The 23365-nt window shown below is 39.8% G+C and carries 16 protein-coding genes; 5 read left to right on the top strand and 11 right to left on the bottom strand.

Translation table 11 applies throughout. The features are described 5' to 3' along the window. Nucleotides 1–75 precede the first annotated feature (75 nt). The 5 genes from ACWPVF_RS08445 to ACWPVF_RS08465 all read left to right on the top strand — a co-directional run bounded on the left by ACWPVF_RS08445 (nucleotide 76) and on the right by ACWPVF_RS08465 (nucleotide 5602). The gene (locus ACWPVF_RS08445) at nucleotides 76–1344 is read left to right on the top strand and encodes an extracellular solute-binding protein (RefSeq protein ID WP_414308107.1); all 1269 of its coding nucleotides are present in this window, start codon (nucleotides 76–78) and stop codon (nucleotides 1342–1344) included. 123 nt (nucleotides 1345–1467) lie between these two features. Further along, the gene (locus ACWPVF_RS08450) at nucleotides 1468–2757 is read left to right on the top strand and encodes an ABC transporter permease subunit (RefSeq protein ID WP_454385657.1); all 1290 of its coding nucleotides are present in this window, start codon (nucleotides 1468–1470) and stop codon (nucleotides 2755–2757) included. Between the two features lies 1 nt (nucleotide 2758). After that, complete coding sequence (locus ACWPVF_RS08455) at nucleotides 2759–3601, top strand: sugar ABC transporter permease (RefSeq protein ID WP_178894442.1); 843 nt, start codon at nucleotides 2759–2761, stop codon at nucleotides 3599–3601. 204 nt (nucleotides 3602–3805) lie between these two features. Next, entirely contained in the window at nucleotides 3806–4606 is an 801-nt protein-coding gene (locus tag ACWPVF_RS08460; protein WP_454385659.1) for a DUF1189 domain-containing protein, read from the top strand. 9 nt (nucleotides 4607–4615) lie between these two features. Beyond that, nucleotides 4616–5602 (top strand): LacI family DNA-binding transcriptional regulator, encoded by a 987-nt coding sequence (locus tag ACWPVF_RS08465; RefSeq protein WP_454385661.1) that lies wholly within the window; start codon nucleotides 4616–4618, stop codon nucleotides 5600–5602. A gap of 53 nt (nucleotides 5603–5655) precedes the next feature. On the opposite strand, the gene ACWPVF_RS08470 is transcribed toward ACWPVF_RS08465, so the two are convergent. The 11 genes from ACWPVF_RS08470 to ACWPVF_RS08520 form a co-directional block, all read right to left on the bottom strand. Next, complete coding sequence (locus ACWPVF_RS08470; protein WP_414254147.1) at nucleotides 5656–6597, bottom strand: YitT family protein; 942 nt, start codon at nucleotides 6595–6597, stop codon at nucleotides 5656–5658. Then, nucleotides 6575–8338, bottom strand: coding sequence for an aspartate--tRNA ligase (gene aspS, locus ACWPVF_RS08475; RefSeq protein ID WP_454385663.1), 1764 nt, complete (start codon nucleotides 8336–8338; stop codon nucleotides 6575–6577). Before aspS ends, ACWPVF_RS08470 begins: the two co-directional genes overlap by 23 nt. A 139-nt stretch (nucleotides 8339–8477) precedes the next feature. Further along, nucleotides 8478–8693: a hypothetical protein gene (locus ACWPVF_RS08480; protein ID WP_070678314.1), complete on the bottom strand. Its 216-nt coding sequence runs from the start codon at nucleotides 8691–8693 to the stop codon at nucleotides 8478–8480. Nucleotides 8694–8711: 18 nt separating this feature from the next. Further along, complete coding sequence (locus tag ACWPVF_RS08485; RefSeq protein WP_454385665.1) at nucleotides 8712–9353, bottom strand: CPBP family intramembrane glutamic endopeptidase; 642 nt, start codon at nucleotides 9351–9353, stop codon at nucleotides 8712–8714. A gap of 9 nt (nucleotides 9354–9362) precedes the next feature. Next, nucleotides 9363–10064 carry a DUF3169 family protein gene (locus ACWPVF_RS08490; RefSeq protein WP_454385667.1) on the bottom strand — a complete coding sequence of 234 codons (702 nt, stop codon included), beginning with the start codon at nucleotides 10062–10064 and terminating at the stop codon, nucleotides 9363–9365. A gap of 14 nt (nucleotides 10065–10078) precedes the next feature. Next, nucleotides 10079–10429: a PspC domain-containing protein gene (locus tag ACWPVF_RS08495; RefSeq protein ID WP_045613903.1), complete on the bottom strand. Its 351-nt coding sequence runs from the start codon at nucleotides 10427–10429 to the stop codon at nucleotides 10079–10081. Continuing rightward, nucleotides 10426–10629 carry a hypothetical protein gene (locus ACWPVF_RS08500; RefSeq protein WP_006149605.1) on the bottom strand — a complete coding sequence of 68 codons (204 nt, stop codon included), beginning with the start codon at nucleotides 10627–10629 and terminating at the stop codon, nucleotides 10426–10428. Before ACWPVF_RS08500 ends, ACWPVF_RS08495 begins: the two co-directional genes overlap by 4 nt. After that, nucleotides 10629–10832 carry a helix-turn-helix transcriptional regulator gene (locus ACWPVF_RS08505; protein WP_000916944.1) on the bottom strand — a complete coding sequence of 68 codons (204 nt, stop codon included), beginning with the start codon at nucleotides 10830–10832 and terminating at the stop codon, nucleotides 10629–10631. The genes ACWPVF_RS08500 and ACWPVF_RS08505 overlap by 1 nt, the downstream gene beginning before the upstream one ends. Nucleotides 10833–10992: 160 nt before the next feature. Continuing rightward, entirely contained in the window at nucleotides 10993–13950 is a 2958-nt protein-coding gene (gene pgfM1 / locus ACWPVF_RS08510; RefSeq protein ID WP_454385669.1) for a glycosyltransferase PgfM1, read from the bottom strand. Nucleotides 13951–14182: 232 nt separating this feature from the next. Continuing rightward, on the bottom strand, nucleotides 14183–16564 hold the full coding sequence (locus tag ACWPVF_RS08515; RefSeq protein ID WP_454385671.1) for an Ig-like domain-containing protein: 2382 nt from the start codon (nucleotides 16562–16564) through the stop codon (nucleotides 14183–14185). Nucleotides 16565–16708: 144 nt separating this feature from the next. Further along, nucleotides 16709–23227, bottom strand: a complete 6519-nt coding sequence (locus tag ACWPVF_RS08520) for a G5 domain-containing protein (RefSeq protein ID WP_454385673.1) — start codon at nucleotides 23225–23227, stop codon at nucleotides 16709–16711. Nucleotides 23228–23365: the final 138 nt, after the last annotated feature.

Genomic DNA, 23365 nt, shown 5'->3' on the forward strand with positions numbered 1-23365 from the left:
TATACTATGGTCATAAGGGAAAACGTTTGCGTTTCCTCGAAATTAAAATTTGTTATTCTTTAGGAGGAATACACTATGTCAACTAAATTCATGAAGAGCGCAGCTGTACTTGGTACTGCTACTCTTGCTAGCTTGCTTTTGGTAGCTTGCGGAAGTAAAACTGCAGATAAAGCTGCTGATTCATCTGCATCAGGAAGTCAAGAAATTACTTTCTACGTTGAAGATCAATATAAAGCCTTCGCTGAATCAGCTGCAAAAGCTTACGAAAAAGAATCTGGTGTAAAAGTTACTATTAAAACTGGTGACCAATTAGGTGGACTTGACAATCTTTCACTTGATAACCAATCAGGTAAAGCTGCTGATGTCATGATGGCGCCATACGACCGTGTAGGTAGCCTTGGTACTGACGGACAACTTTCAGAAGTTACTTTGAGCGATGGTGCTAAAACTGACGACACTACTAAATCTCTTGTAACTGTGGGCGGTAAAGTTTACGGTGCTCCAGCCGTTATCGAATCACTTGTTATGTACTACAACAAAGATTTGATTAAAGAAGCTCCAAAAACATTTGCTGACTTAGAAAACCTTGCTAAAGATAGCAAATACGCTTTCGCTGGTGAAGACGGAAAAACAACTGCTTTCCTAGCTGACTGGACTAACTTCTACTACGCATACGGACTTCTTGCAGGTAACGGTGCTTACGTATTTGGTGACAACGGTAAAAATCCTAAAGATATCGGTCTTGCTAACGATGGTGCTATCGCAGGTATCGAATACGCTAAGACTTGGTACGAAAAATGGCCTAAAGGTATGCAAGATACTGAAGGTGCTGGAAACTTGATCCAAACTCAATTCCAAGAAGGTAAAACAGCTGCTATCATCGATGGTCCTTGGAAAGCTCAAGCATTCAAAGATGCTAAAGTAAACTACGGTGTTGCAACTATCCCAACTCTTCCAAACGGCAAAAACTACGCAGCCTTTGGTGGTGGTAAAGCTTGGATCATCCCATCAAGCACTAAAAACCTTGAAGGCGCTCAAAAATTTGTAGACTTCCTTGTTTCAACTGACCAACAAAAAGCATTCTACGATGCTACTAACGAAATCCCAGCGAACACTGAAGCTCGCGCTTACGCTGAAGGTAAAAACGATGAGTTGACTACAGCTGTTATCAAACAGTTCAAGAACGCTCAACCAATGCCAAACATCTCTCAAATGTCAACAGTTTGGGACCCAGCTAAAACAATGCTCTTTGACGCTGTAAGCGGTAAGAAAGATGCTAAAACAGCTGCTAATGATGCTGTAACATTGATCAAAGAAACAATCCAACAAAAATTTGGTAACTAATTGATTGATTCAAGGGAGATAATTTAAACATCTCCCTTGATTTTTAGATATATTGACAATGTTTTCAGCAATTTTGCTGATTAGCATCGAGCTCAATGCTCGTATCTTATGAAAGGAGCACTCATGGAACAACAACCAAAAAAAGCAGCCTTGCTTTCATTGATTCCTGGGTTGGGACAAATCTACAACAAGCAAAAAGCTAAAGGTTTTATCTTCCTTGCTGTAACTTTAGTTTTTGTCCTCTATTTTATAGTACTTGCAGCACCTGAATTGAGCAACTTGATCACGCTCGGTGAAAAACCTGGCCGTGACAACTCTCTCTTCATGTTGATTCGTGGTGCATTCCACTCTATTTTTGTAATTGTTTACCTAGCCTTTTATATTCTCAATATTAAAGACGCTCATACGATTGCAAAACGTATCAATAATGGCATCCCTGTCCCATTGACATTGAAGGATATGATTAAAGGTATCTATGAAAATGGATTCCCTTACTTGCTTATCATTCCTTCTTACGTTGCCATGACATTTGCCATCATCTTCCCGGTTATTGTAACCTTAATGATCGCCTTTACCAACTATGATTTCCAACATTTACCACCAAATAAATTGTTGGATTGGGTTGGATTGACTAATTTCACAAACATCTGGAGCTTGAGTACCTTCCGTTCAGCCTTCGGTGCTGTCCTTTCTTGGACGATTATCTGGGCTTTATCTGCATCTACTTTGCAAATCGTACTCGGTATCTTTACAGCTATTATTGCTAACCAACCATTCATCAAAGGAAAACGTATCTTTGGTGTTATCTTCCTTCTCCCTTGGGCTGTTCCAGCCTTCATCACTATCTTGACATTCTCAAACATGTTCAACGATAGTGTCGGAGCTATCAATACTCAAGTTATCCCTCTCTTTGCTAAGGTTCTTCCTTTCCTAGATGGAGCACTTATCCCTTGGAAGACAAACCCAACTTGGACTAAGGTTGCCTTGATTATGATGCAAGGTTGGCTTGGATTCCCTTATATCTATGTCTTGACTCTCGGTATCCTACAGTCTATTCCAAACGACTTGTACGAAGCAGCTTATATCGATGGTGCAAACGCTTGGCAAAAATTCCGCAACATTACTTTCCCAATGATTTTGGCTGTTGCGGCACCTACTTTGATCAGCCAATACACCTTCAACTTTAACAACTTCTCTATCATGTACCTCTTCAATGGTGGTGGTCCTGGTAGTGTCGGTGGTGGAGCTGGTTCAACAGATATCTTGATCTCATGGATCTACCGTTTGACAACTGGTACAGCTCCTCAATACTCTATGGCAGCTGCCGTTACCTTGATTATTTCAATCATTGTCATCTCTATTTCTATGATTGCATTCAAGAAACTACACGCATTTGATATGGAGGACGTCTAAGATGAATAACTCAATCAAACTCAAACGTAGACTGACTCAAACCCTCACTTACCTCTACTTGATCGGACTTTCAATCGTCATTATCTATCCACTTTTAATCACGATTATGTCAGCCTTCAAGGCTGGTAACGTTGTGGCCTTTAAACTCGACGGCAATGTCAACTTTAGTCTTGATAACTTCAAAGGACTCTTTACAGAAACCTTGTACGGCACATGGTACCTTAATACCTTGATCATCGCTTTGGTCACTATGGTCGTTCAGACAAGTATTATCGTACTTGCTGGTTATGCCTACAGCCGTTACAACTTCTTGGCTCGTAAGCAAAGTTTGGTCTTCTTCTTGATTATCCAAATGGTGCCAACAATGGCCGCTTTGACTGCCTTCTTCGTTATGGCCCTCATGTTGAACGCCCTTAACCATAGCTGGTTCCTCATCTTCCTCTACGTCGGTGGTGGTATCCCTATGAATGCTTGGTTGATGAAAGGTTACTTTGACACCGTGCCAATGTCTCTTGATGAGTCTGCAAAACTAGATGGTGCAGGACACTTCCGCCGCTTCTGGCAAATCGTTCTCCCTCTTGTTCGCCCAATGGTGGCTGTACAAGCACTCTGGGCTTTCATGGGACCTTTTGGAGACTATATCCTCTCTAGTTTCTTGCTTCGTGAAAAAGAATACTTTACAGTTGCCGTTGGTCTACAAACCTTCGTCAATAATGCGAAGAACTTGAAGATTGCCTACTTCTCAGCAGGTGCCATCCTCATCGCTCTTCCAATCTGTACACTTTTCTTCTTCTTGCAAAAGAACTTCGTTTCAGGACTTACAAGCGGTGGCGACAAGGGGTAATATACCCTCGCCACCCTTTTTCATTTTTGAACTTGTACATCGATTGTCTGGTGAGAAACATGAGCTTGCTGAAATTTCCTTGTTAGTTAGTGGATGAATCATAACAAACATTCACTTTTACCAAGGATTCTACTATCCCCGCTTGAAATAAAAAACATTTCTCTATATAATACTCGTATAGAAAATGCCTATAGAAAGAGATTTATGTTACCATATCCGTTTTCTTATTTTAATAGTATTTGGGGATTCCGTAAGCCCCTCTCTCATCGTTTTGGTCTAAACTGGTTTCAACTGATTTTTACCAGTATTTTCTTGATTAGCTTGTCTATGGTTCCTATTGCCATCCAAAACAGCTCTCAGGACACCTATCCTTTAGAAACCTTCATCGATGATGTCTACGCTCCTCTGACGGACGATGTCGTACAAGATTTAGCTGCAAATACTCAGATTAATGATGGGAAGCTAAGCTATACGGGTTCAACTCCTCATCAAGCTTCTGTTCAAATCGGAGACGCTTCTAGCACAAACTTTCCTGAGGAATTGCTCCTTAGCTTTGAACCCGAGAATCTCGTCATCAGTAAGCAAGGAAAAGAACTAACCAGCATTCGCTATCACGCTATCACGACTGAAAGTTTTCAAAACAAGGAGAGCTTGACTCAGGCCATTTCTAAAGACTGGTATCAACAGAACCGTGTCTATATCAGCCTCTTCCTGGTCTTAGGTGCTAGTTTCCTCTTTGGACTTAATTTTTTCATTGTAGCTTTAGGTGCGAGCCTTTTGCTCTACTTTACGAAAAAATCACGTCTCTTCTCATTTAAGACCTATAAAGAGTGCTATCATTTTATTTTGAACTGTTTAGGATTGCCAACTTTAATTACCCTGATTCTAGGTCTTTTAGGACAGAATATGGCAACTTTAATTACTGTTCAAAACATTTTATTTGTTCTATACCTGGTCACTATCTTTTACAAGACTCATTATCGTGATCCAGACTACCAAAAGTAGGAGATTATTATGCCTGTTACGATTAAAGACGTGGCCAAGGCTGCAGGAGTTTCACCTTCAACCGTAACCCGTGTTATTCAAAACAAATCAACGATTAGTGAAGAAACCAAAAAACGAGTTCGAAAAGCAATGAAAGAACTCAATTATCATCCTAATCTAAATGCTCGAAGTCTCGTTAGCAGTTATACGCAAGTCATTGGCTTGGTTCTTCCAGATGATTCTGACGTTTTCTACCAAAACCCTTTCTTCCCTTCTGTTCTTAGAGGGATTGCACAGGTTGCCTCGGAAAATCACTATGCTATCCAGATTGCAACTGGAAAAGATGAAAAAGAGCGCTTAAATGCAATTTCACAGATGGTCTATGGAAAGCGTGTAGACGGACTTATCTTCTTGTATGCCCAAGAGAATGATCCCTTGGTGCAATTAGTAGCCGAAGAACAATTCCCTTTCCTCATCCTTGGAAAATCACTTTCCCCTTTTATTCCACTTGTTGATAATGATAACATCCAAGCCGGATTTGATGCGACCGAATATTTCATCAAAAAAGGATGCAGTCGCATTGCTTTCATTGGTGGTACCAAGAAGCTCTTCGTTACCCAGGACCGTCTGACAGGTTACGAGCAAGCACTTCAAGAACACAATCTGCCTCTTGATAGTCACCGTACCTTCTTTGCAGACGAGTTTCTAGAAGAAAAGGGCTATAACTTTAGTAAACAACTCTTTAAACACGACCCTCAGACCGATGCTATTATTACAACCGATAGTCTCTTAGCTGAAGGTGTCTGTAACTACCTCAACGAACACCAGCTTGATGTTCCGGTTCTCAGCTTTGATTCGGTGAATCCAAGATTGAATCTAGCTGCCTATGTTGATATCAATGGTCTTGCTCTTGGCCGAACTTCATTTGAAACCATTCTTCAAATCATTAATGATGTCAAGGAAAATCGTCAAATCTGCTATCGACAAGTAATTGCACACGAAATCGTTGAAAAATAAAAACCAACTCTCTATTTTGAGTTGGTTTTTTTGTATTCTATTTACCTGAACAACTAGTTTTCAACTTCGACAAATCGTCCAAGAATATGAACATTCTCTGAGACCGATACAAAGGCTGTTGGATCCACTTGCTTCATGATTAGTTTAAAATCATTAAACTCTGCACGAGTGATAACCGTAATCAAAACTGCCTTACGTTCGTGATTATAGGTTCCCTCAGCATCATGGATCATCGTTGCTCCACGGTGTAATTTATTGTGAATTTTCTCAATGACTGCATCTGGATTACTAGTAACAATCATAGCCTGCATGCGTTTTTGTTTGGTGAAAACTGCGTCTGTTACACGACTTGAGACAAAGATGGTAATCATAGAATAGAGGGCATATTTCCAACCAAAGGTCAAACCAGCAATCAGCATGATTGTCCCGTTCACTAGGAAGGAGATACTTCCGACGTTACGACCTGTCTTCTTACGAATAGTAAGACTGACAATATCCGTTCCACCACTGGAAATGTTATGGCGTAAGGCAAAGCCGATTCCCAACCCCATAACGACACCCCCAAAGAGAGCATTGATGATGGGATCCTCTGTCAAGACCACTACTGGCACAAACTGGATAAAGAGCGAGCTCATGGATACCGTGATAAAGGTAAATATCGTGAACTTATGCCCAATTTGGCGCCAAGCTAAAATCATGAGTGGTATATTGATACAATAGAAAGCTACAGAGATTGGAATGTGGAAATTAAACCAGTAGTTACTAAGGCTTGAGATAATCTGAGCTAAACCTGTTGCACCACTTGAATAAACGTGCCCTGGTTGGAAGAAGAAATTGACGGCTACTGCTGATAGAAAACCATATACCAGAGAAGCTGAGATTTTTTCATCGTATTTTTCTCGAGAAATACTTTGTAAAACACGCAAAATCTTTACTCGATAAGCAAAGCGGCGAAGATAATGGTACCACTTTTTAGTTAGTTTCGTTTGTTTCATCTTGTTCTACTTGTAGATTGAGTTCTTCTAGTTGTTTAAGAGCTACTGTTGATGGCGCTTGGGTCATTGGATCAGTGGCTTTGTTGTTCTTAGGAAAGGCAATGACTTCACGGATGTTATCTTCGCCTGCTAAGAGCATTACAAAGCGGTCAAGTCCGATAGCCAAGCCACCGTGTGGTGGGAATCCATAATCCATGGCTTCCAAAAGGAATCCAAACTGGTCATTGGCTTCTTCTGCTGAGAATCCAAGGGCCTTAAACATACGTTCTTGGAGTTCTTTTTGGTTAATACGAAGGCTACCACCACCAAGTTCATAACCGTTCAAGACGATGTCATAAGCAATGGCACGAACCTTGGCCAAATCACCTTCAAGCTCATGCGCAGTATCTGCTTGAGGAAGAGTAAATGGATGGTGGGCACTCATATAGCGACCTTCTTCTTCAGACCATTCAAACATCGGCCAGTCAACAACCCAGAGGAAGTTGAACTTGTCAGTATCAATCAAGCCAAGTTCTTTGGCGATACGTCCACGAAGGGCACCGAGTGTTGCATTAGCTACTTCAAGCGTATCTGCTACAAAGAGAACTAAGTCCTTATCTTCAAGACCAAGCGCACTTGTTAAATCGCCTTGAATGCCAGTCAAGAATTTAGCAACTGGACCATTTAATTCACCGTCAACAACCTTGACCCAAGCAAGACCTTTAGCCCCATACTGCTTGGCTACTTCTGTCATCTTGTCGATGTCTTTACGTGAGTAGTTATCTGCTGCACCTTTGACGACAATGGCTTTGACGGCAGGTGCTTCTGAAAAGACTTTGAAATCAACACCCTTGACAACTTCTGTCAAGTCTTGAAGCAACATCTCAAAACGAGTGTCAGGTTTGTCAGAACCATAAAGAGCCATGGCATCATCATACTTCATACGAGGGAATGGTAATGTCACTTCGATGCCTTTTGTTTCCTTCATCACGCGCGCAATCAAGCCTTCTGTAATATCTTGAATTTCTTGTTCAGTAAGGAAAGAAGTTTCCAAGTCGACCTGAGTAAACTCTGGTTGGCGGTCTCCACGCAAGTCTTCATCACGGAAACATTTGACGATTTGGTAGTAACGGTCAAATCCAGCATTCATCAACAACTGTTTTGTGATCTGCGGACTTTGAGGAAGGGCGTAGAAATGCCCTTTATTGATACGAGATGGCACCAAATAGTCACGCGCCCCTTCTGGTGTTGACTTAGAAAGGAATGGTGTTTCCACATCGATAAATTCCAACTCATCCAAGTAGTTGCGGATAGAGTGAGTCACCTTGGCACGAAGTTTAAGATTTTCCAACATCTCTGGACGACGAAGGTCAAGGTAACGGTAACGTAGACGCGTATCATCGTTTGCTTCAATGCCATCCTTGATTTCAAATGGTGTTGTTTTGGCTGTATTAAGCACAGTAAGAGCTGTAACATTCAGTTCAACCGCTCCTGTCGCTAACTTATCATTGGCCTGCCCACGTGCTGCAACTTGTCCAGTTACCTCGATGACAAATTCACTACGAAGGCTTTCAGCTGTTGCCATCACCTCTGCTGATACTTTTTCAGGGTTGATAACCAACTGCATGATTCCTTCACGGTCACGAAGGTCGATAAAGATCAATCCACCCAAGTCACGACGACGAGCAACCCAGCCTTTCAAGGTAATTTCTTGTCCGATGTGCTCCTCACGAACACGACCAGCATACATACTACGTTTCATGTTTTCTCTCCTCTTTTATTCTGTTACTATTTTACCATAAAAGCGCAGGCTCTTCATGAAAATCATCAGAAAAGTTGAGAAGAATCCTGCTATAAATGAAAAAAATCCAGCAAAGTCATTCGCTGGATTTAGTATTTCTTTATTTTTTACGCTTTTCAGCAATCTCTTCTGTCTTCTTAGGAAGGACAATTTCTGTCACATAAGCTGTCGCAAATCGTATCACTCCTGCGATAGGAGCAAAGATAACCGCTAGATTGTTATAAAAGAAATCCCCCTTAATGAAATAAACAAGTAGGCCGATGACAAAGAAGAGAAAGACAGCCTGAATCACTGCTAATAATAGTACTCGCTTCATAATTTCCTCCTGAGTCTATTATAGCATCATTATCATGACAAATGAAATTAAATTGTTCAAGGCATGCAATCCCATACTATAAGCCAGACCTCCCTTGTTGATATAAGCCAATCCCATGCTTAAACCAAGGGCACTATAGACTAGGAATTGTTGAGGAGTAGTAGGGAAATGAGCAAATGCAAAAAGTACAGTGCTTACAAGAAGAAAGAGAGCTGTCTTCTTGACGTTGTCTTGTTGAGGGAAGACAAAGCGAGCTAACATACCTCTAAAGGTCAATTCTTCTGTTAGGGGTGCAAAGATAACCACCATAAAGAAAGAGAAAAGAGGTTGATTATGAGTCAATTCTTCTACCATCTTTTGACTGACTGATGGATCATTTGGCAAAAAGAATTGAGCAACAATGGCAAGGGCCCATACCAAGGCTGGCAGCCAGATGTATTTGTTAAGGGCTGTTTTTTCAATCGTAACGGTTCCTGTCTTATACCACTTGTAGGTAACGAAGGTGAAAATTCCTGCTAATAAGACATAAATTGGGACAGCAACATATTCAGGCGCACCCATTTTCATGGCTTCTAAGCCTACGCCCTGAATAAAACTATAGACCATAAGAAATGATAAGAAGGCAAGGCTATACCAGCCGATATTTTTAAGTGTTTTCATAAGATTCTCCTATTTGAAATAACGTTTTGTTTTACGCAACTGTGCAACATTCGTGTACAAATGGATGACAACTGCTACCAGCAGAGCAACCAACTGTACTTGTCCTAATACCATAGATAGAATTACTAAGACAATATAGATACCAGGAATGAGGAGTTGATTGACCTTGAACAAGATCAAGTAAGCTTCTTCCATCTCAGCCTGTTTTTCTCCCTCATCATAAGTATCCAGGTATTCCAAAACTTCCTTGGGTGTGGCCATAACAGAAAGTTTATAGTTACGAATCTTGCTAGTAATTTTGAGGCAGTAAACACCCGACCAAATACTTACAACTATCAAAAGTAAGGATGTTGCTGATATGCCGAATCTTCCTAAGTCTAAAAGCATACAGAATAGCATACTAATTTGGGAAACATTCCAAGCTACTGTAGCATAATCCAAGAAACGATACGTAGCAAGATAGTCTTGCTCATTTCCTTCATCCTCTTCTTCTCGTTGATAATTCTGATAAGCCTGATGACTTTTTCTAGTGAAATAAAATGTTAGGATTGCCGTAATCAGCCCTAGACCAAAAAAGATTGAGAACAAGACAGGGATTACTTGCTCTTGACTAATACCTAAAGGTTTAACTCCAAGAGCTCCGGCAAGTATTCCTAATAAAGCTCCTATAATAAAAAGTTTCAGTGCAAAAATTATGTGATTCTTTTCCATATTTTAACCTCTTTCTAAAACAAGCCAGACAACCATTGACCAAAGGATTTCCCCGATTCAAAAATAGCTGTCAAACCTTCTGCTCCAAGCGACACCAAAAGCAAACAAACAACAAGTAAGAGAATAGCTTGGTTTCTTGCTTTCTTCGCTCCATCTCCCAAGGGCTCATTCCCAAGCCAACCTGCTAGATAAGCATAGAGAGTCACGGTTATAATCCCAATCTCCGTCGAAGAGAGAAACAAGAAGACTGTCACCAAACGAACAATGTTGGCTTGAATGTTAAAATAGTTTCCTAAACCTGCACAAACACCGGCAAGTTCTTTGTTCTCAGTATCGACTTGAAAACCTGCTAAAAACTCTTTCATAACTTTTCTCCTTTTACGAGTTCTTTAAACTTTATTTTTTTCTCTACCCATCTAAAGACTAATAGTAGCACTATATTATTCCAGAAGAGGTACTTGCCTTCTACGATGGTAAACCAACCAAATAGGCTTCCAATCATAGCCAAAAGATTTACGATAAACACAACTATAGATAGATAATAAATCACTTTATACTTGTTCATCACTCATCCTCCTCTAAGCGAAAGACTGACTCGACTGGCTCATGGAATATCTGAGCAATCTTCAGGGCAATGACGATGGATGGCGTGTACTCATCCCGCTCAAGCAAGCTGATAGTTTGCCTGGACACGCCAGCTAGTTTGGCCAGCTCTGTTTGATTCAGGCCATCGCGAGCCCGAAGCTCTTTTAGACGATTTTTTAGCATGTCTTTTTTCTCCTTTGTTCTTTATCTTGATTTTATTGTAACACATCTTTTTATTTTTGACAAGTATTTTTGTCAAAAAGTTTAAGATTTTTGTCATTTTGCAAAATAAAAAGGTCAGGATTGTACTCCTGACCTTGTTTTTAGCTTAGCTTGAAGAAAATCATCCTTCCTCAGTTTTTTTATCTTGAGAGGTAAGCTTAGCTTTCTTTTGATAATATTTTCTATCTATGTATAAGATTGTGATACTTATCAAGCTTAGTATGAGTCCAAGCAAAGTACCTTTTTGTGAGAATACAAATTCAACTTTATGTTGCCCAGAAGTAATCGGGAAGGACAAGAGACTATTCCAAGTTTTTGATGTCGGAACATCTTTTCCATCCACTTTTACTTTCCAACCAGCACTATAGGGAATCGAAGTCAGCATAAACTGACTATCATCGGTGATATCAACTGATCCAACGATATGAGTATTTGAAAACTTCTCAACTTGTAAACCTTGAGCTTTTCTCTTTTCTAGGACTTTCTGGATTTGATCAACGTCTAAACGATAAAGACCTACATGCGAGATATCTACCTTATCAGACCTAAAGCGAAACTCTAAGACAGATTCTTTTCCTGCTGCTTTAGCTGCAATCTGCCACAGTTGACGTTGCATATTTTTCTTGGAATGAGTAAACCATTGCCCATTTAACAAGACAGAGTATTCATCTACAAAATTGAGTGAATCGGGCGCAAAGAAATAATAGGTCAAGTCCGTCTGAGGAGTAATGCGATAACGAACAATTGCTTCCTTACTGGAATCTTCACGTTTATAGATCGCTGTCCCATTTTCTTTATTGACATCTTCTGCTACTAGATTTTCAGTTTCAATTGCACCAAAAGCTAGGGGCTTGAAGTAATCAACGTAATTCTCCTGGCCTTTTTTAATACCCTCCATAGAGTTGAGAATCTTATTTTGGTTTTTTACAGCGTCATTGAAATCAAGTTGAGTATTTCTAACCAATTCATTTACCCCAAAAGCAATCGGGAATGAATTAGGATTTTTATAAACTACGTAACGTTCATCTTCATAAACTTTTTCAGTGAAGTAACGGTGCATATCAAAACGACTGGCAAAACGGTAAAAGTACATCTTCTCAGGATGGCTGTCTCTCTCCTTTTGATCGATATCTTTAATATCCATGTAATAGCGAATTCCATATAAAGCATCAGTCAGAGGAGTTCCATTCTCATATTCAGTTGCTTCATTGATCCCTTGATCACCCATATAAGCAAAGTGATTCATAGTAGATCTCTCCAAACTCGAACTAAAAGCACTCAAACCTGGATAACCGATAAGAGATGGCGCTGTGCGAGAATAGGCAAAGGTCGTCGCAATTCGATAGAAAGGCTGATCTGCATTTTCTTGGATGTTATCCGTCACACGTTTAACAGAGACTGTCCCATCCACAAATCTATCAACATTTGCATAACTAAAGGTCACTTGCGATAGATAAGCATTGTAACCTAGCTCAAATATTGTCAGAGTTGATAACAAGACAACAGCCAAGCGAATCATTCGCGGATGCAATAAGGCCAGCACAGCTAAGTAAATAAGTAGAGTTAAGACTACACGAGAAAAGAGATAACCTGTTTGTAACAATAAAACCAATACCACCACAAATCCAGTCGCAATCACCAATACCCTTTCCTTTTCTTTCTGAGACTTGGTAGAGCGTTCCCGGTATAGATAAAATCCTGCAGCTGTAGCTATTACAACCAATATCACAAATTCAATAAAATGGCCATTGATAAACCGAGTTAGAGCTTCAGGTTGTTTCTTTGGTAGATAGGTAAAGTCTTTGGTGTAGAGGTAGATTGCTGACAAGACTAGGGCTACAACTGAGAGCAATTTTCCCCGGCGCGAGATTTTAAATTTCTCTTTTAATGCTTGATAGGATAGCAGCAGCATAAAGAAAGAGAATAGCCATGAAAAACGGAAAAAGAATCCAGCAGGGTTTTGTCCCATATGCCAAATCTTACTGACAAATTCATTTACAAAGGAGGTAAAGAATATGAGAGTAACCACTCCAGCAGCCCATCTTCTTTCTTTGACTATCTTTCTTGATACGAAGTACAAGATAAAGCCGATAAATCCGAGAGCACCAATATAGATATTTGGTAGATTTGGTCCAGTTTCCCAACCTGATTGTGCATCAAAGCCCCCGATAGTTAGTTTGGATAGAATGTCTAAGGGGTTAATCTGAAAAGCCATGGAAAATGTCATGGCTCCTCCTGCTTGTCCCTTACTTTCAAGCAAGTTGAAAAATACGGGAACTAATAATATTGAGGCTGTCGCAACCCCTAGTATAGAGTAGAGAAAGACATCCCATAAGGGTTGGAGGTAATATTTTAGTCTTACTTTCCATGTCCCATCGATAGAAAGACGTGGTGAAAGATAATAGCAGGCATACAAAATCACAAATAGAGAAATCATATAACCCATATAAAATTGAAGAAAAACCGTTAAACCTAGTACAAAGGCATAGGGATAGGCCGCTTCACCATCTAATAACTGCTCTAAATATAGGATGACGAGAGGAAGCATAAACATGACATCATAAAAGATAACATTCATTTGGTAGGATACCAACATTCCAGACAGGGCATAAGCTGTCGCAAACAAGGGAACCATCCATCGTTTTGACTCTGCACCCTTATAACGTTTAATTAAGAGATGAGCAAAGGAAAGTCCAAAGGCACCATATCTGAGCCAGATTGTTAGAAAAACAGATAATCCTATATACTTTAAAGGCAGCAGAACATAAATAAAATTGAAAGGGCTCATCAAATAATAGCCCAATACTCCACTCATATCTCCACCGATAGATTTGGTAAAAGAGTATGTCAGACTGCTTAAATCTCCAGATAGAATGGCATTCTTTAGCAATACATAAAAACTAATATACTGCTGATCAAAGACAATGGTCATTAAACTTTTATTTCCAAAAGGATAACTCCCCATGAAAAACCATACCACCAGCATGATTGTCATCGGTAGTAAAGTACTGCTAACATAAAGGACTCCCCTAGGATATGTCTCCTTTAATTCCTGCCAATATATCAACCAATTTTTCATTATTGACTTCTCCTCTATGTTTTTAGCCAATCTTCTCTTCGTTAGCTGCTATCAGTTTCTAAAAATTGGCTTTATGAGCTTGTGATAGAAGATATTCTCGCTTTATGAGCTTGTGATAGAAGATATTCTCGCTTTATGGAGCAAGAATAGAATCTTTAATCTACTCCATCATTTTAACATTTAAAAAAGGAGAGAGCAATGCTCTCTCCTCTCTAAAGTAATTTATCTAATATTATTTAGAAAATTTACGTTTCATTACTACAGTACCTGACAAGATTACCATACCTGCCAATACAAGTACTAGGCTTGTAGCTTCACCAGTAAATGGAAGAGTTTGTCCTTCTTCTGTTGTAGTTGAACGACCTGGTTCTGGAGTTGTAGTTGTTCTACCAGCACCATCTCCATCTCCGTTTCCTGGACGACCTGGTTCTTCAGTAGTAGTGGTTGTTGTAGTTGTTGTTGTAGTGCTACCGTCACCTCTACCATGTGGGTTATGATATTCTGTCGTTGTAGTAGTTTCTGTTGTTGTAGGAGCTTCTGTCGTTGTAGGAGCTTCTGTTGTTGTAGGAGCTTCTGTTGTTGTAGGAGCTTCTGTTGTTGTAGGAGCTTCTGTCGTTGTAGGAGCTTCTGTTGTTGTAGGAGCTTCTGTTGTTGTAGGAGCTTCTGTTGTTGTAGGAGCTTCTGTTGTTGTAGGAGCTTCTGTTGTTGTAGGAGCTTCTGTTGTTGTAGGAGCTTCTGTTGTTGTAGGAGCTTCTGTTGTTGTAGGAGCTTCTGTTGTTGTAGGAGCTTCTGTTGTTGTAGGAGCTTCTGTTGTTGTAGGAGCTTCTGTTGTTGTAGGAGCTTCTGTTGTTGTAGGAGCTTCTGTTGTTGTAGGAGCTTCTGTTGTTGTAGGAGCTTCTGTCGTTGTAGGAGCTTCTGTTGTTGTAGGAGCTTCTGTTGTTGTAGGAGCTTCTGTTGTTGTAGGAGCTTCTGTTGTTGTAGGAGCTTCTGTCGTTGTAGGAGCTTCTGTTGTTGTAGGAGCTTCTGTCGTTGTAGGAGCTTCTGTTGTTGTAGGAGCTTCTGTTGTTGTAGGAGCTTCTGTTGTTGTAGGAGCTTCTGTTGTTGTAGGAGCTTCTGTTGTTGTAGGAGCTTCTGTCGTTGTAGGAGCTTCTGTTGTTGTAGGAGCTTCTGTCGTTGTAGGAGCTTCTGTTGTTGTAGGAGCTTCTGTTGTTGTAGGAGCTTCTGTTGTTGTAGGAGCTTCTGTCGTTGTAGGAGCTTCTGTCGTTGTAGGAGCTTCTGTTGTTGTAGGAGCTTCTGTTGTTGTAGGAGCTTCTGTTGTTGTAGGAGCTTCTGTTGTTGTAGGAGCTTCTGTTGTTGTAGGAGCTTCTGTTGTTGTAGGAGCTTCTGTTGTTGTAGGAGCTTCTGTTGTTGTAGGAGCTTCTGTTGTTGTAGGAGCTTCTGTTGTTGTAGGAGCTTCTGTTGTTGTAGGAGCTTCTGTTGTTGTAGGAGCTTCTGTTGTTGTAGGAGCTTCTGTTGTTGTAGGAGCTTCTGTTGTTGTAGGAGCTTCTGTCGTTGTAGGAGCTTCTGTTGTTGTAGTTGTAGTTGTTGTAGTTGTAGTTGTTGTAGTTGTTGTTGTAGTTTCCCCTTCACCTTCACCAGACGCAGTGTAGATGAGTGTCTTAGCAGGATAGCTACGTTCGTTAGGGAAGTTTTCAGCTTTCCACTTGATGACGTTGTTAACTACATCACCTTTTTTCTTAGCTTCAGTCAACTCAGTAGTGTACTCCAAGTACATTGGCCAGTTCCAGTTGTCACCAAAGTTGATCGTGAAACCAGTGATTTGACCTGCAGCGTTCGTAGTATACTCAGCTTTCTTAGTGAAGTTGTCAGTTGGGTCAAGTTTTGTAAGTTGCTCTTCACTTTCGATAGCTTTAGGTTGTCGAGCGTAACGTACAGCACGAAGGCTTCCTTTTACCAATACTTGTCCGTCAGCAAGCTCATCTGTGATAACCATCTTGTTCAATTTGTCTTGAGCAGCGTTCAAGATAACTTTCCACTTGATACGTTTAGGATTTTGTGGGTCTTGGTATCCATACTTGTACTCGTATTGACCAATTGCAGTAGAATCTGGATCATATGTCAAATTATAAGTTTGCTCACCATACTTAAATGTTTGTGGTCCTGACTTAGTAACATTCGCCGCATTAATAACAATATCATATTTCAATGACATTCTCTTGTTTTGTGGGTTTTTAGAGAAATAGTCAGTGAAGGTTACTGTTGTTTTACCAGTAGCTGGGTCAGCAACTGCATTACCAATGATTTCAGAACCGTTTTTGATTGGGAATTCTGACTTAACTGGCCAGTTCAATTCTTTTGGCAAGTCAAGAACAAGTGTATCACCTGCATTGATTGCTTGAGAATCTGGGAAACTAATGCTGTTTGTAGCTTCCATGGCTTGGCCTCTACCTACTTTTGTATCAGCAGTAATAGCTTTACCATTGAGGGTAATTGTAGTGTTGTTCGTATAGTTTGTTACTTCAGCACCAAAGACTGTCGTCAATGATGTCAATGAAAGTACAAAGATACTTACAAACGCTAAGATGCGTGTAACGCTCTTTTGTGAAATCTTCATCACATAAACTCCTTTAATTTAATCAGATATATCATAGCATTTTTAGAATATACTGGCAAGTCTTTTTTCGACTTTTTTTCAGTTTTTTTTATAAAAATATTCAGTTTTTAGTTTTTCATTGTATTTTTTATACAATAATTGTCTTTAAAAATCGTCTTTTTTATTTTTAAGGCCAATAAATGTTAAGAACATCATCAGAATTCCAATAAAGCTTAACCACCAGTTCGACTGTTCGCCAGTCTCTGGCAAGAAATTATCTTGGACTACTGGTGCCTCAGCTGTTTGAGGCTCTTGAGCCGGAACTGCCAATGACTTCAGCTCCTCCTGTTTAGGAGATGGAACTGTTGGGATGATGCTATCAGCTGGCGCTGAAGGTTCTTGCCTTGGTTGTTCAACCAGTGTTCCAATCTCAGTAATTTCTACTTGTGGTTCTTCAAGGACTTCTGAGCGAATCAACTCTTTCTTGATCACAACTCCATCCTGAAGAGTCACACGATAAATATACTGACGTTTCCCTGGTTTTCCTTTTTGTAGAAGAACTTGTATGCCTTTAGCAAGCTTATGATTTTCAACTGTTTGCTTTTCAAAGTCGATTTCTTCTATTTGGATGTTTTCTTCTACTGTAATAGAAGAAACATACTTGGTTCCGATCTCAGTGATTTCTGCTTGTGGTTCTTCAAGGACTTCTGAGCGAATCAATTCTTTCTTGATCACAACTCCATCCTGCAACGTTAAGCGATACACATCTTGTCGTTTACCTGCTTTACCTTCTTGTAAAACATTAACAGTTCCTTTTGCTAACTCTGCATTTTCAACTGTTTGTTTCTCAAAGGCTATTTCTTCTACTTGGATGAGTTCTTCTGTTGTAATAGTAGGAACTCGTTTTGTTCCTACTAAAATAACACGATTTACTGCTTTTCGGATTACTTTCGTATCAACCAATGTTGCAGAACGTTCTTCATCATTGAAGTAGTATTTTTCAAAAGTCTTATGGATCAGCCCATCTTGGCCTTCTTGGAAGACTCTAGTTTCACCTTCTGGCAAGCTATCGTCATTGCGATATTCAGTTTCATGAGTAATAACTTCATCCTCAGTTACCAAGACTGTACGCTCAACTCCAGCACCAACTATAACAACTTGGTTGATAGGTTGAGTTGTGATAACTGTTCTTAGATACTCACGTTGAGTTTCTTTACCATTGACATAGGTTACTTGATAGTAGTCTGTTTGTGTTCCTTCTTGACCTTCTACTTCGACCAAACGGTAAGTAACAGGCTTAGACTTATCCTCACGAACGATGATATTGTAAGGAATTGCACTTGTGGTGCTGATTTCCTTGGTTTCAGTAACTTGAGAACCGATATGGATAATCTGTTCGAGTGCTGGACTCAACTCCTTGACGCTAATCAAATCAGTCTTGACCAAAACTCCATCCTTATATGTTAGCTGATAAACTTTTTCTACTTGACCAGGACGACCTTCTTGAACAAGCTTACGTTCACCCTTCGGTAAGTTTTCATCAATGACAGTAACAGTTCTAAAGTTAGTCTCTTCGATTCGTGTATCCTGTTTCACTTTAATATTTGGAACATGTTTTGTTCCTACTAAAATGATGGTTGGAACTGCTTCTCTGACTACCTTGCTTTCAATTAATTTTGAAGAACGCTCTTCATCATTGAAGTATTGCTTTTCAATAGTCTTATGGATCAGTCCATCTTGACCTTCTTGGATGATTTTCGTTTCACCTTCTGGCAGAGTATCGTCGTTACGGAACTCCGTTGGACTTGTGATTCTCTCTTCTTGAATTTCGAAGATTGTACGTTCAATACCAGAACCTTCAACTAGGACTTTATTGACAGGCTGAACAGTAATGTCCGTTCTGAGGTGCTCACGTTTCGTTTCCTTACCATTGACGTAAGTTACTTGATAGTAGTCTGTTTGTGTTCCTTCTTGACCCTCTACTTCAACAAGGCTGTAACCAACTGGCTTGGTCTTATCCTTACGAATAATAACTTTGTATGGAATTGGACTTGTTGTGTTGATTTCCTTAGTTTCAGTGACTTGAGTACCGATATGGATAATCTCATCTTGAACTTTTTGAACTTCCTTACTGCTGATTAAGTCTGTCTTAATCAAGATTCCATCTTTGTAAGTCAATTGGTAAACTTTTTCAATGAGACCAGTTCGACCCACTTGAACTACCTTAGTTTGACCTTTTGGTAGGTCTGGATCCTCAATCTTTTGAGTCTTATAGGCAATCTTCTCAGTTTGAGTATCCTGTTCTACCTTGATAGTTGGCACGTGTTTTGTACCTACTAAGATGATAGTTGGAGTTGCTTCTTTGATTAGTTTGCTGTCTACTAATTTCGTAGAGCGCAATTCATCATTGAAGTATCGTTTTTCAATCGTCTTACGAAGAAGTCCTTCTTCACCAACTTGGGTAACCTTCGTTTCACCTTCTGGAAGAGTGTCATCATTGCGGTACTCAGTTGTGCTTGTAATCTTTTCTTCTTGAATTTCAAAGAGGGCACGTTCTACACCAGCACCTTCAACAATCACCTTGTCAACAGCTTCTCTAACGACTGTTGTCTTGAGATGTTCACGTTTTGTTTCGGTACCATTGATGTAGGTTACTTTATAGAGATCTGACTTCTCACCGTCTTGTCCTTCTACTTCAGTCACTCGATAGCCAATTGGCTTCGTAGTGTCTTTACGAACCTTAACGGCAAATGGAATTGGGCTTGTCTCGCTTGCTTCTCTAATTTCTTTGACACGAGTTCCGACTTGGATGATTTCATCCACTGGATCTGTAGTGATATTAGATTCTACAAATGTACGAGATGTCTCTTCGCCATTTACTTTCGTTACAGAGTAGCGATTTGTTTTCTGCCCCTTCTTACCTGTCTGGATAACTTTGGTTGTTCCTGCAGGAAGTTGGTCTGAAAACTCTTTGAAAGTATTGTAATCGATTGACTCTGTCTCATCTACAAGCTCAGTTGTTTCCACGATAGGTGTCGCATTTCCGACACGAACGACACGGTTGACAGCATCTTTAATTTGGTGTTCAGAAACAATGGTACGACCGATTTCTTTACCATTTCGATAGCTTACCAAGAAAGTACGGATAATTTGTCCAGGACTTCCTTCTTCGTCGACAACACTTTCTCCTGCTGGAAGTGTATTGTCAGAAACATAAACTGTCTTGAACGGAACATCAACCTGCTCATCCAAAGTACGTTCTGTCATCTTAGAAGTACCGATTACTGTGATTTCATCAACAGCTTTTGGATTTTCGACTTTTGAGATTTCCTTACGAGAAACTTCGACATCATCCTCATAGGTAACTTCATAAGTTGTTGTGATAGTACCAGGAGATCCGACTTGAGTAATCTTGCTGTAGCCTTCTGGTTGGGTTTCATCTTTTTCAATAACCTTGTTGAAGTCTTTTTCTTCGACAACAACTACGGATCTGATTGATACAACCACACCTAGACCTTTAACAACGATCTTGTCCTTCTTCTCTTTGAGAGTATTTTCATTGACTAAGGTACGGTCAACAAGTTCATCGTTGAGGTAGGTCAATTTGTATTGACTTTCAATACGGCCTTTTTCACCTTCTTGACGAACTTCTTCGTAGCCTTTTGGTTTCGTGTAGTCGTATTCGATGACAGTTTCAAAGTCAACATCCTTGACCTCAGTAGTGTATTCTACTTTTTCAACTGCACTACCAACAGTGATAATGCGTTTGACTGGTTGGTCAATCACTGTTTCTGATGTCAAAGTCTTGCCTGCTTCCTTACCATTCAGTTTTCTGATTTGGTAAGTCTTTTCAACAGAACCATTCTTACCTGCTTGATTTTCAAATAGATAAGTCTTTGGTTTTGTTGGATCCGTTCTAATTTCTGTTTCGAATTCAACAGTTTCTTTCTCAGTAACAGTTTCAAATGTTTCTGTTGCTGTACCAATCAAGACGATTTCTCTTGTTGGTTCTTGAATTACTTCTTCAGATTCAATCTGACGACCTACGACTGTATTACCAACCTTGGTAATCTTATAAACATTAACTTTCTTACCAGGAACACCTTTTTGTACGGTTTCTTTAAATCCGATAGGAAGTTCATCTGTCTCACGAGTTTCGATGATGTACTCTGTAGTTGTTGTTGTACGAAGTGTTTCAACCGTTTTATCACCAACGATATCTACTGGAGCTAATGGCTTGCCATCTAGAGTATTACGACCAAGGAAGACATTCTTATTCTTGGCATTCAAGTTCACCCACTCACCATTGTATAGTCTAAAGAAACCATTTTTGTTTGGTGTGTCTGCAATGAATTTGTTGTCTGTCGCTGTTACTTTAACACTATCGTTGAGACGGTTGATACCAAAGAAAGCTTGCATCAAGTCCTTGATAACTGCTCCGTCTGTTTTACGAGTGACATCATAACGTTGCCATGGCTCATTGTCTTTATACTTGAAAGTATTGCTATTGACATCAATCGAAGCTGCGTTTGTACTTTCAATCGCAACCGCGTTTTTCCATCTAGATTTAATCTTAGAAACGGTCAACTCATTGTTATCAATGTTAATGCTTCCTCTAGTTTTAGTAAACGGTACTTTTGTAACCTTGTTGACACGTTTACCAGTTGTACGGTCAATAACACTTGCTACATAAGTTGTATCATCATTGATGTAAATCGGTAACTGCTTGATGTCATCTACTTCAATCTTGTTTCTTGAAATAGTAATGTCACCTGAACCGCCACCTTCAACACCTCTAGATGCTTGAGCAGTATTGTTGTTAACAGAGATGATATAGTCTGTTGAATCACCAGTAATGGTGTTTCCTTCGATGTTTAGGCTATAGTCATTTGAACTTTCGTTATTTCTAAAGAGGATACCAAACGTTCCTAGTTGTCCATTTTCAAATGGTTTTGTCAAACCTTCAATGGTATTATTTGAAATAACGTAACGACCTTTTTCAAGAGGTTTTGTCCACTTGTGGTTTTTCTCGTTTGTCAGGATAGAGATAGCTGTGTAACCACGGTAACGAGCTGGATCATCATCATCGTTTTCCAACTTAGAGTTTGGATCCTGTGTTACCTTATTGTTACGAATAATGACATCTGTCATCGGATTAGCACGGTTATAGACCTCGATACCATTCAAACGGTCTCCGAGTGAAACGTTGTTTTCGATGAGGATCTTATTCCCATCATGGATATCCAATCCTTTACGGTAGTTGTAGTTGGTATAGTTTCCAGTATAGGTAATACCATCATTGTAAGATCCAGCCATTGAGGCTGCACCATATCCGGTACCACCGTCCAAAACGTGACCGTTATAAGACAAGATGTTATTGTCTACCACAAAATTACGTTGGTAACCAAACATAACTCCAGCAACACGGTTATTGTGAAGGAAAGAGTTGGTTACCTTGTTACCGTCCATGATTGGAACATCTGGATCTCCGATAGACTTGACTTCGTTTGAAACTTTTTCAGAGATACTACTATAACGGATTGGTCTTCCATTGCTATCATACTCTTGCGCTGTTGCCTTACTTGAACTAAAGAAGACACCGGCTCTGTTGAATTTCATAGCACGAACATCATTAATCGTAACATTTGAAGAATCGTTTACATAGATACCGTTTGAACGTCCAAAGTAAGATTTACCTTTACGGTAAAACTCATTATCTTTAGTGTAGTCTGATGAATCATAGGCATGCTCAACCGTTAAGCGACCTACAGTAAAGTTATTCTGATTTTGAATGAGGATTGCAGACTCGTAACGGTTATCCGTCAAGTTTGTTTCCGGATCGTGTTCGCCATCTTGCTTTTTGTTAAACACGATTTTTGTATTGTTACGACTTGGACCACTACCAATCAAACCTTTTACATTAGCATAGTTCTCATCGATAACCAAGGTTTTCTTCAAAAGGACATTCCCTGAAACCATTACGGAAGCTCCACCCTCAACCTCATTGGCTGCTTTCAGAGCTTTTTGAAGAGCATCACTTGCTTCAACCTTACCAGTCGTATCTAATCCGAAATCTGTAGCTTTTACATATTTACCATATGTTGCATCTTCATATACTTTCGTATCGTTAGATGCAGCTCTTCTACGACGAACTTTAGGAGTTGTTGATTCATCTTTAGGAGTTGTCGGTTGCTCTTTAGGAGCCGTTACACCCTCTTGAGGCGTTTCTAACAACTTTTTAAGTTCTTCTTCAGGTGTTGGTTCAGCTGCTGTTTTTTCTACCTTAGGCTGTTCTGCTTTTGGCTGCTCATTTGTTGATTGCTCTTGGACAGGTTGTTCCGCTTTTGGTTGTTCTGCTACTGGTTTTTCTTCAGCAACTTCCTTCTCAGCAGGAGACTTGTCTGCTTCCTTTTCTGCCACTTCCGTTGTAGAAGTAGAGTTTTCCGGCGTTAAAGCTGCAGGCTTTTCCTCATTAGCAACCGGCTCTTTCTTATCATTAGCAGTGGCTTCACTCTTTTGATTTGTGTTCTTATTTAATGAAGTTGCTTTTTCATCCTGATTTTGAACAACTGTGTTATTTGAAAAATCAGTTGTATCAGCTTTAACATGCACTTGACCTAATTGGACGGTCGTTAAAATCCCAATTGTCAACAGTGAATATTTTGTTGATTTTCTAATGTTCATTTTCTTTTTCTCCAAACTCTCATTTAGCCATCATCTCTTTATAAGATTTGAATTATGCATAAATATCCTTAGACTCCCTGTTTTAGGGCGCAAAATATTTATTCTATACTATTCAATAATACAGTGATAGAGGGCGAA

The organism is Streptococcus sp. Marseille-Q7087 (assembly GCF_965111935.1).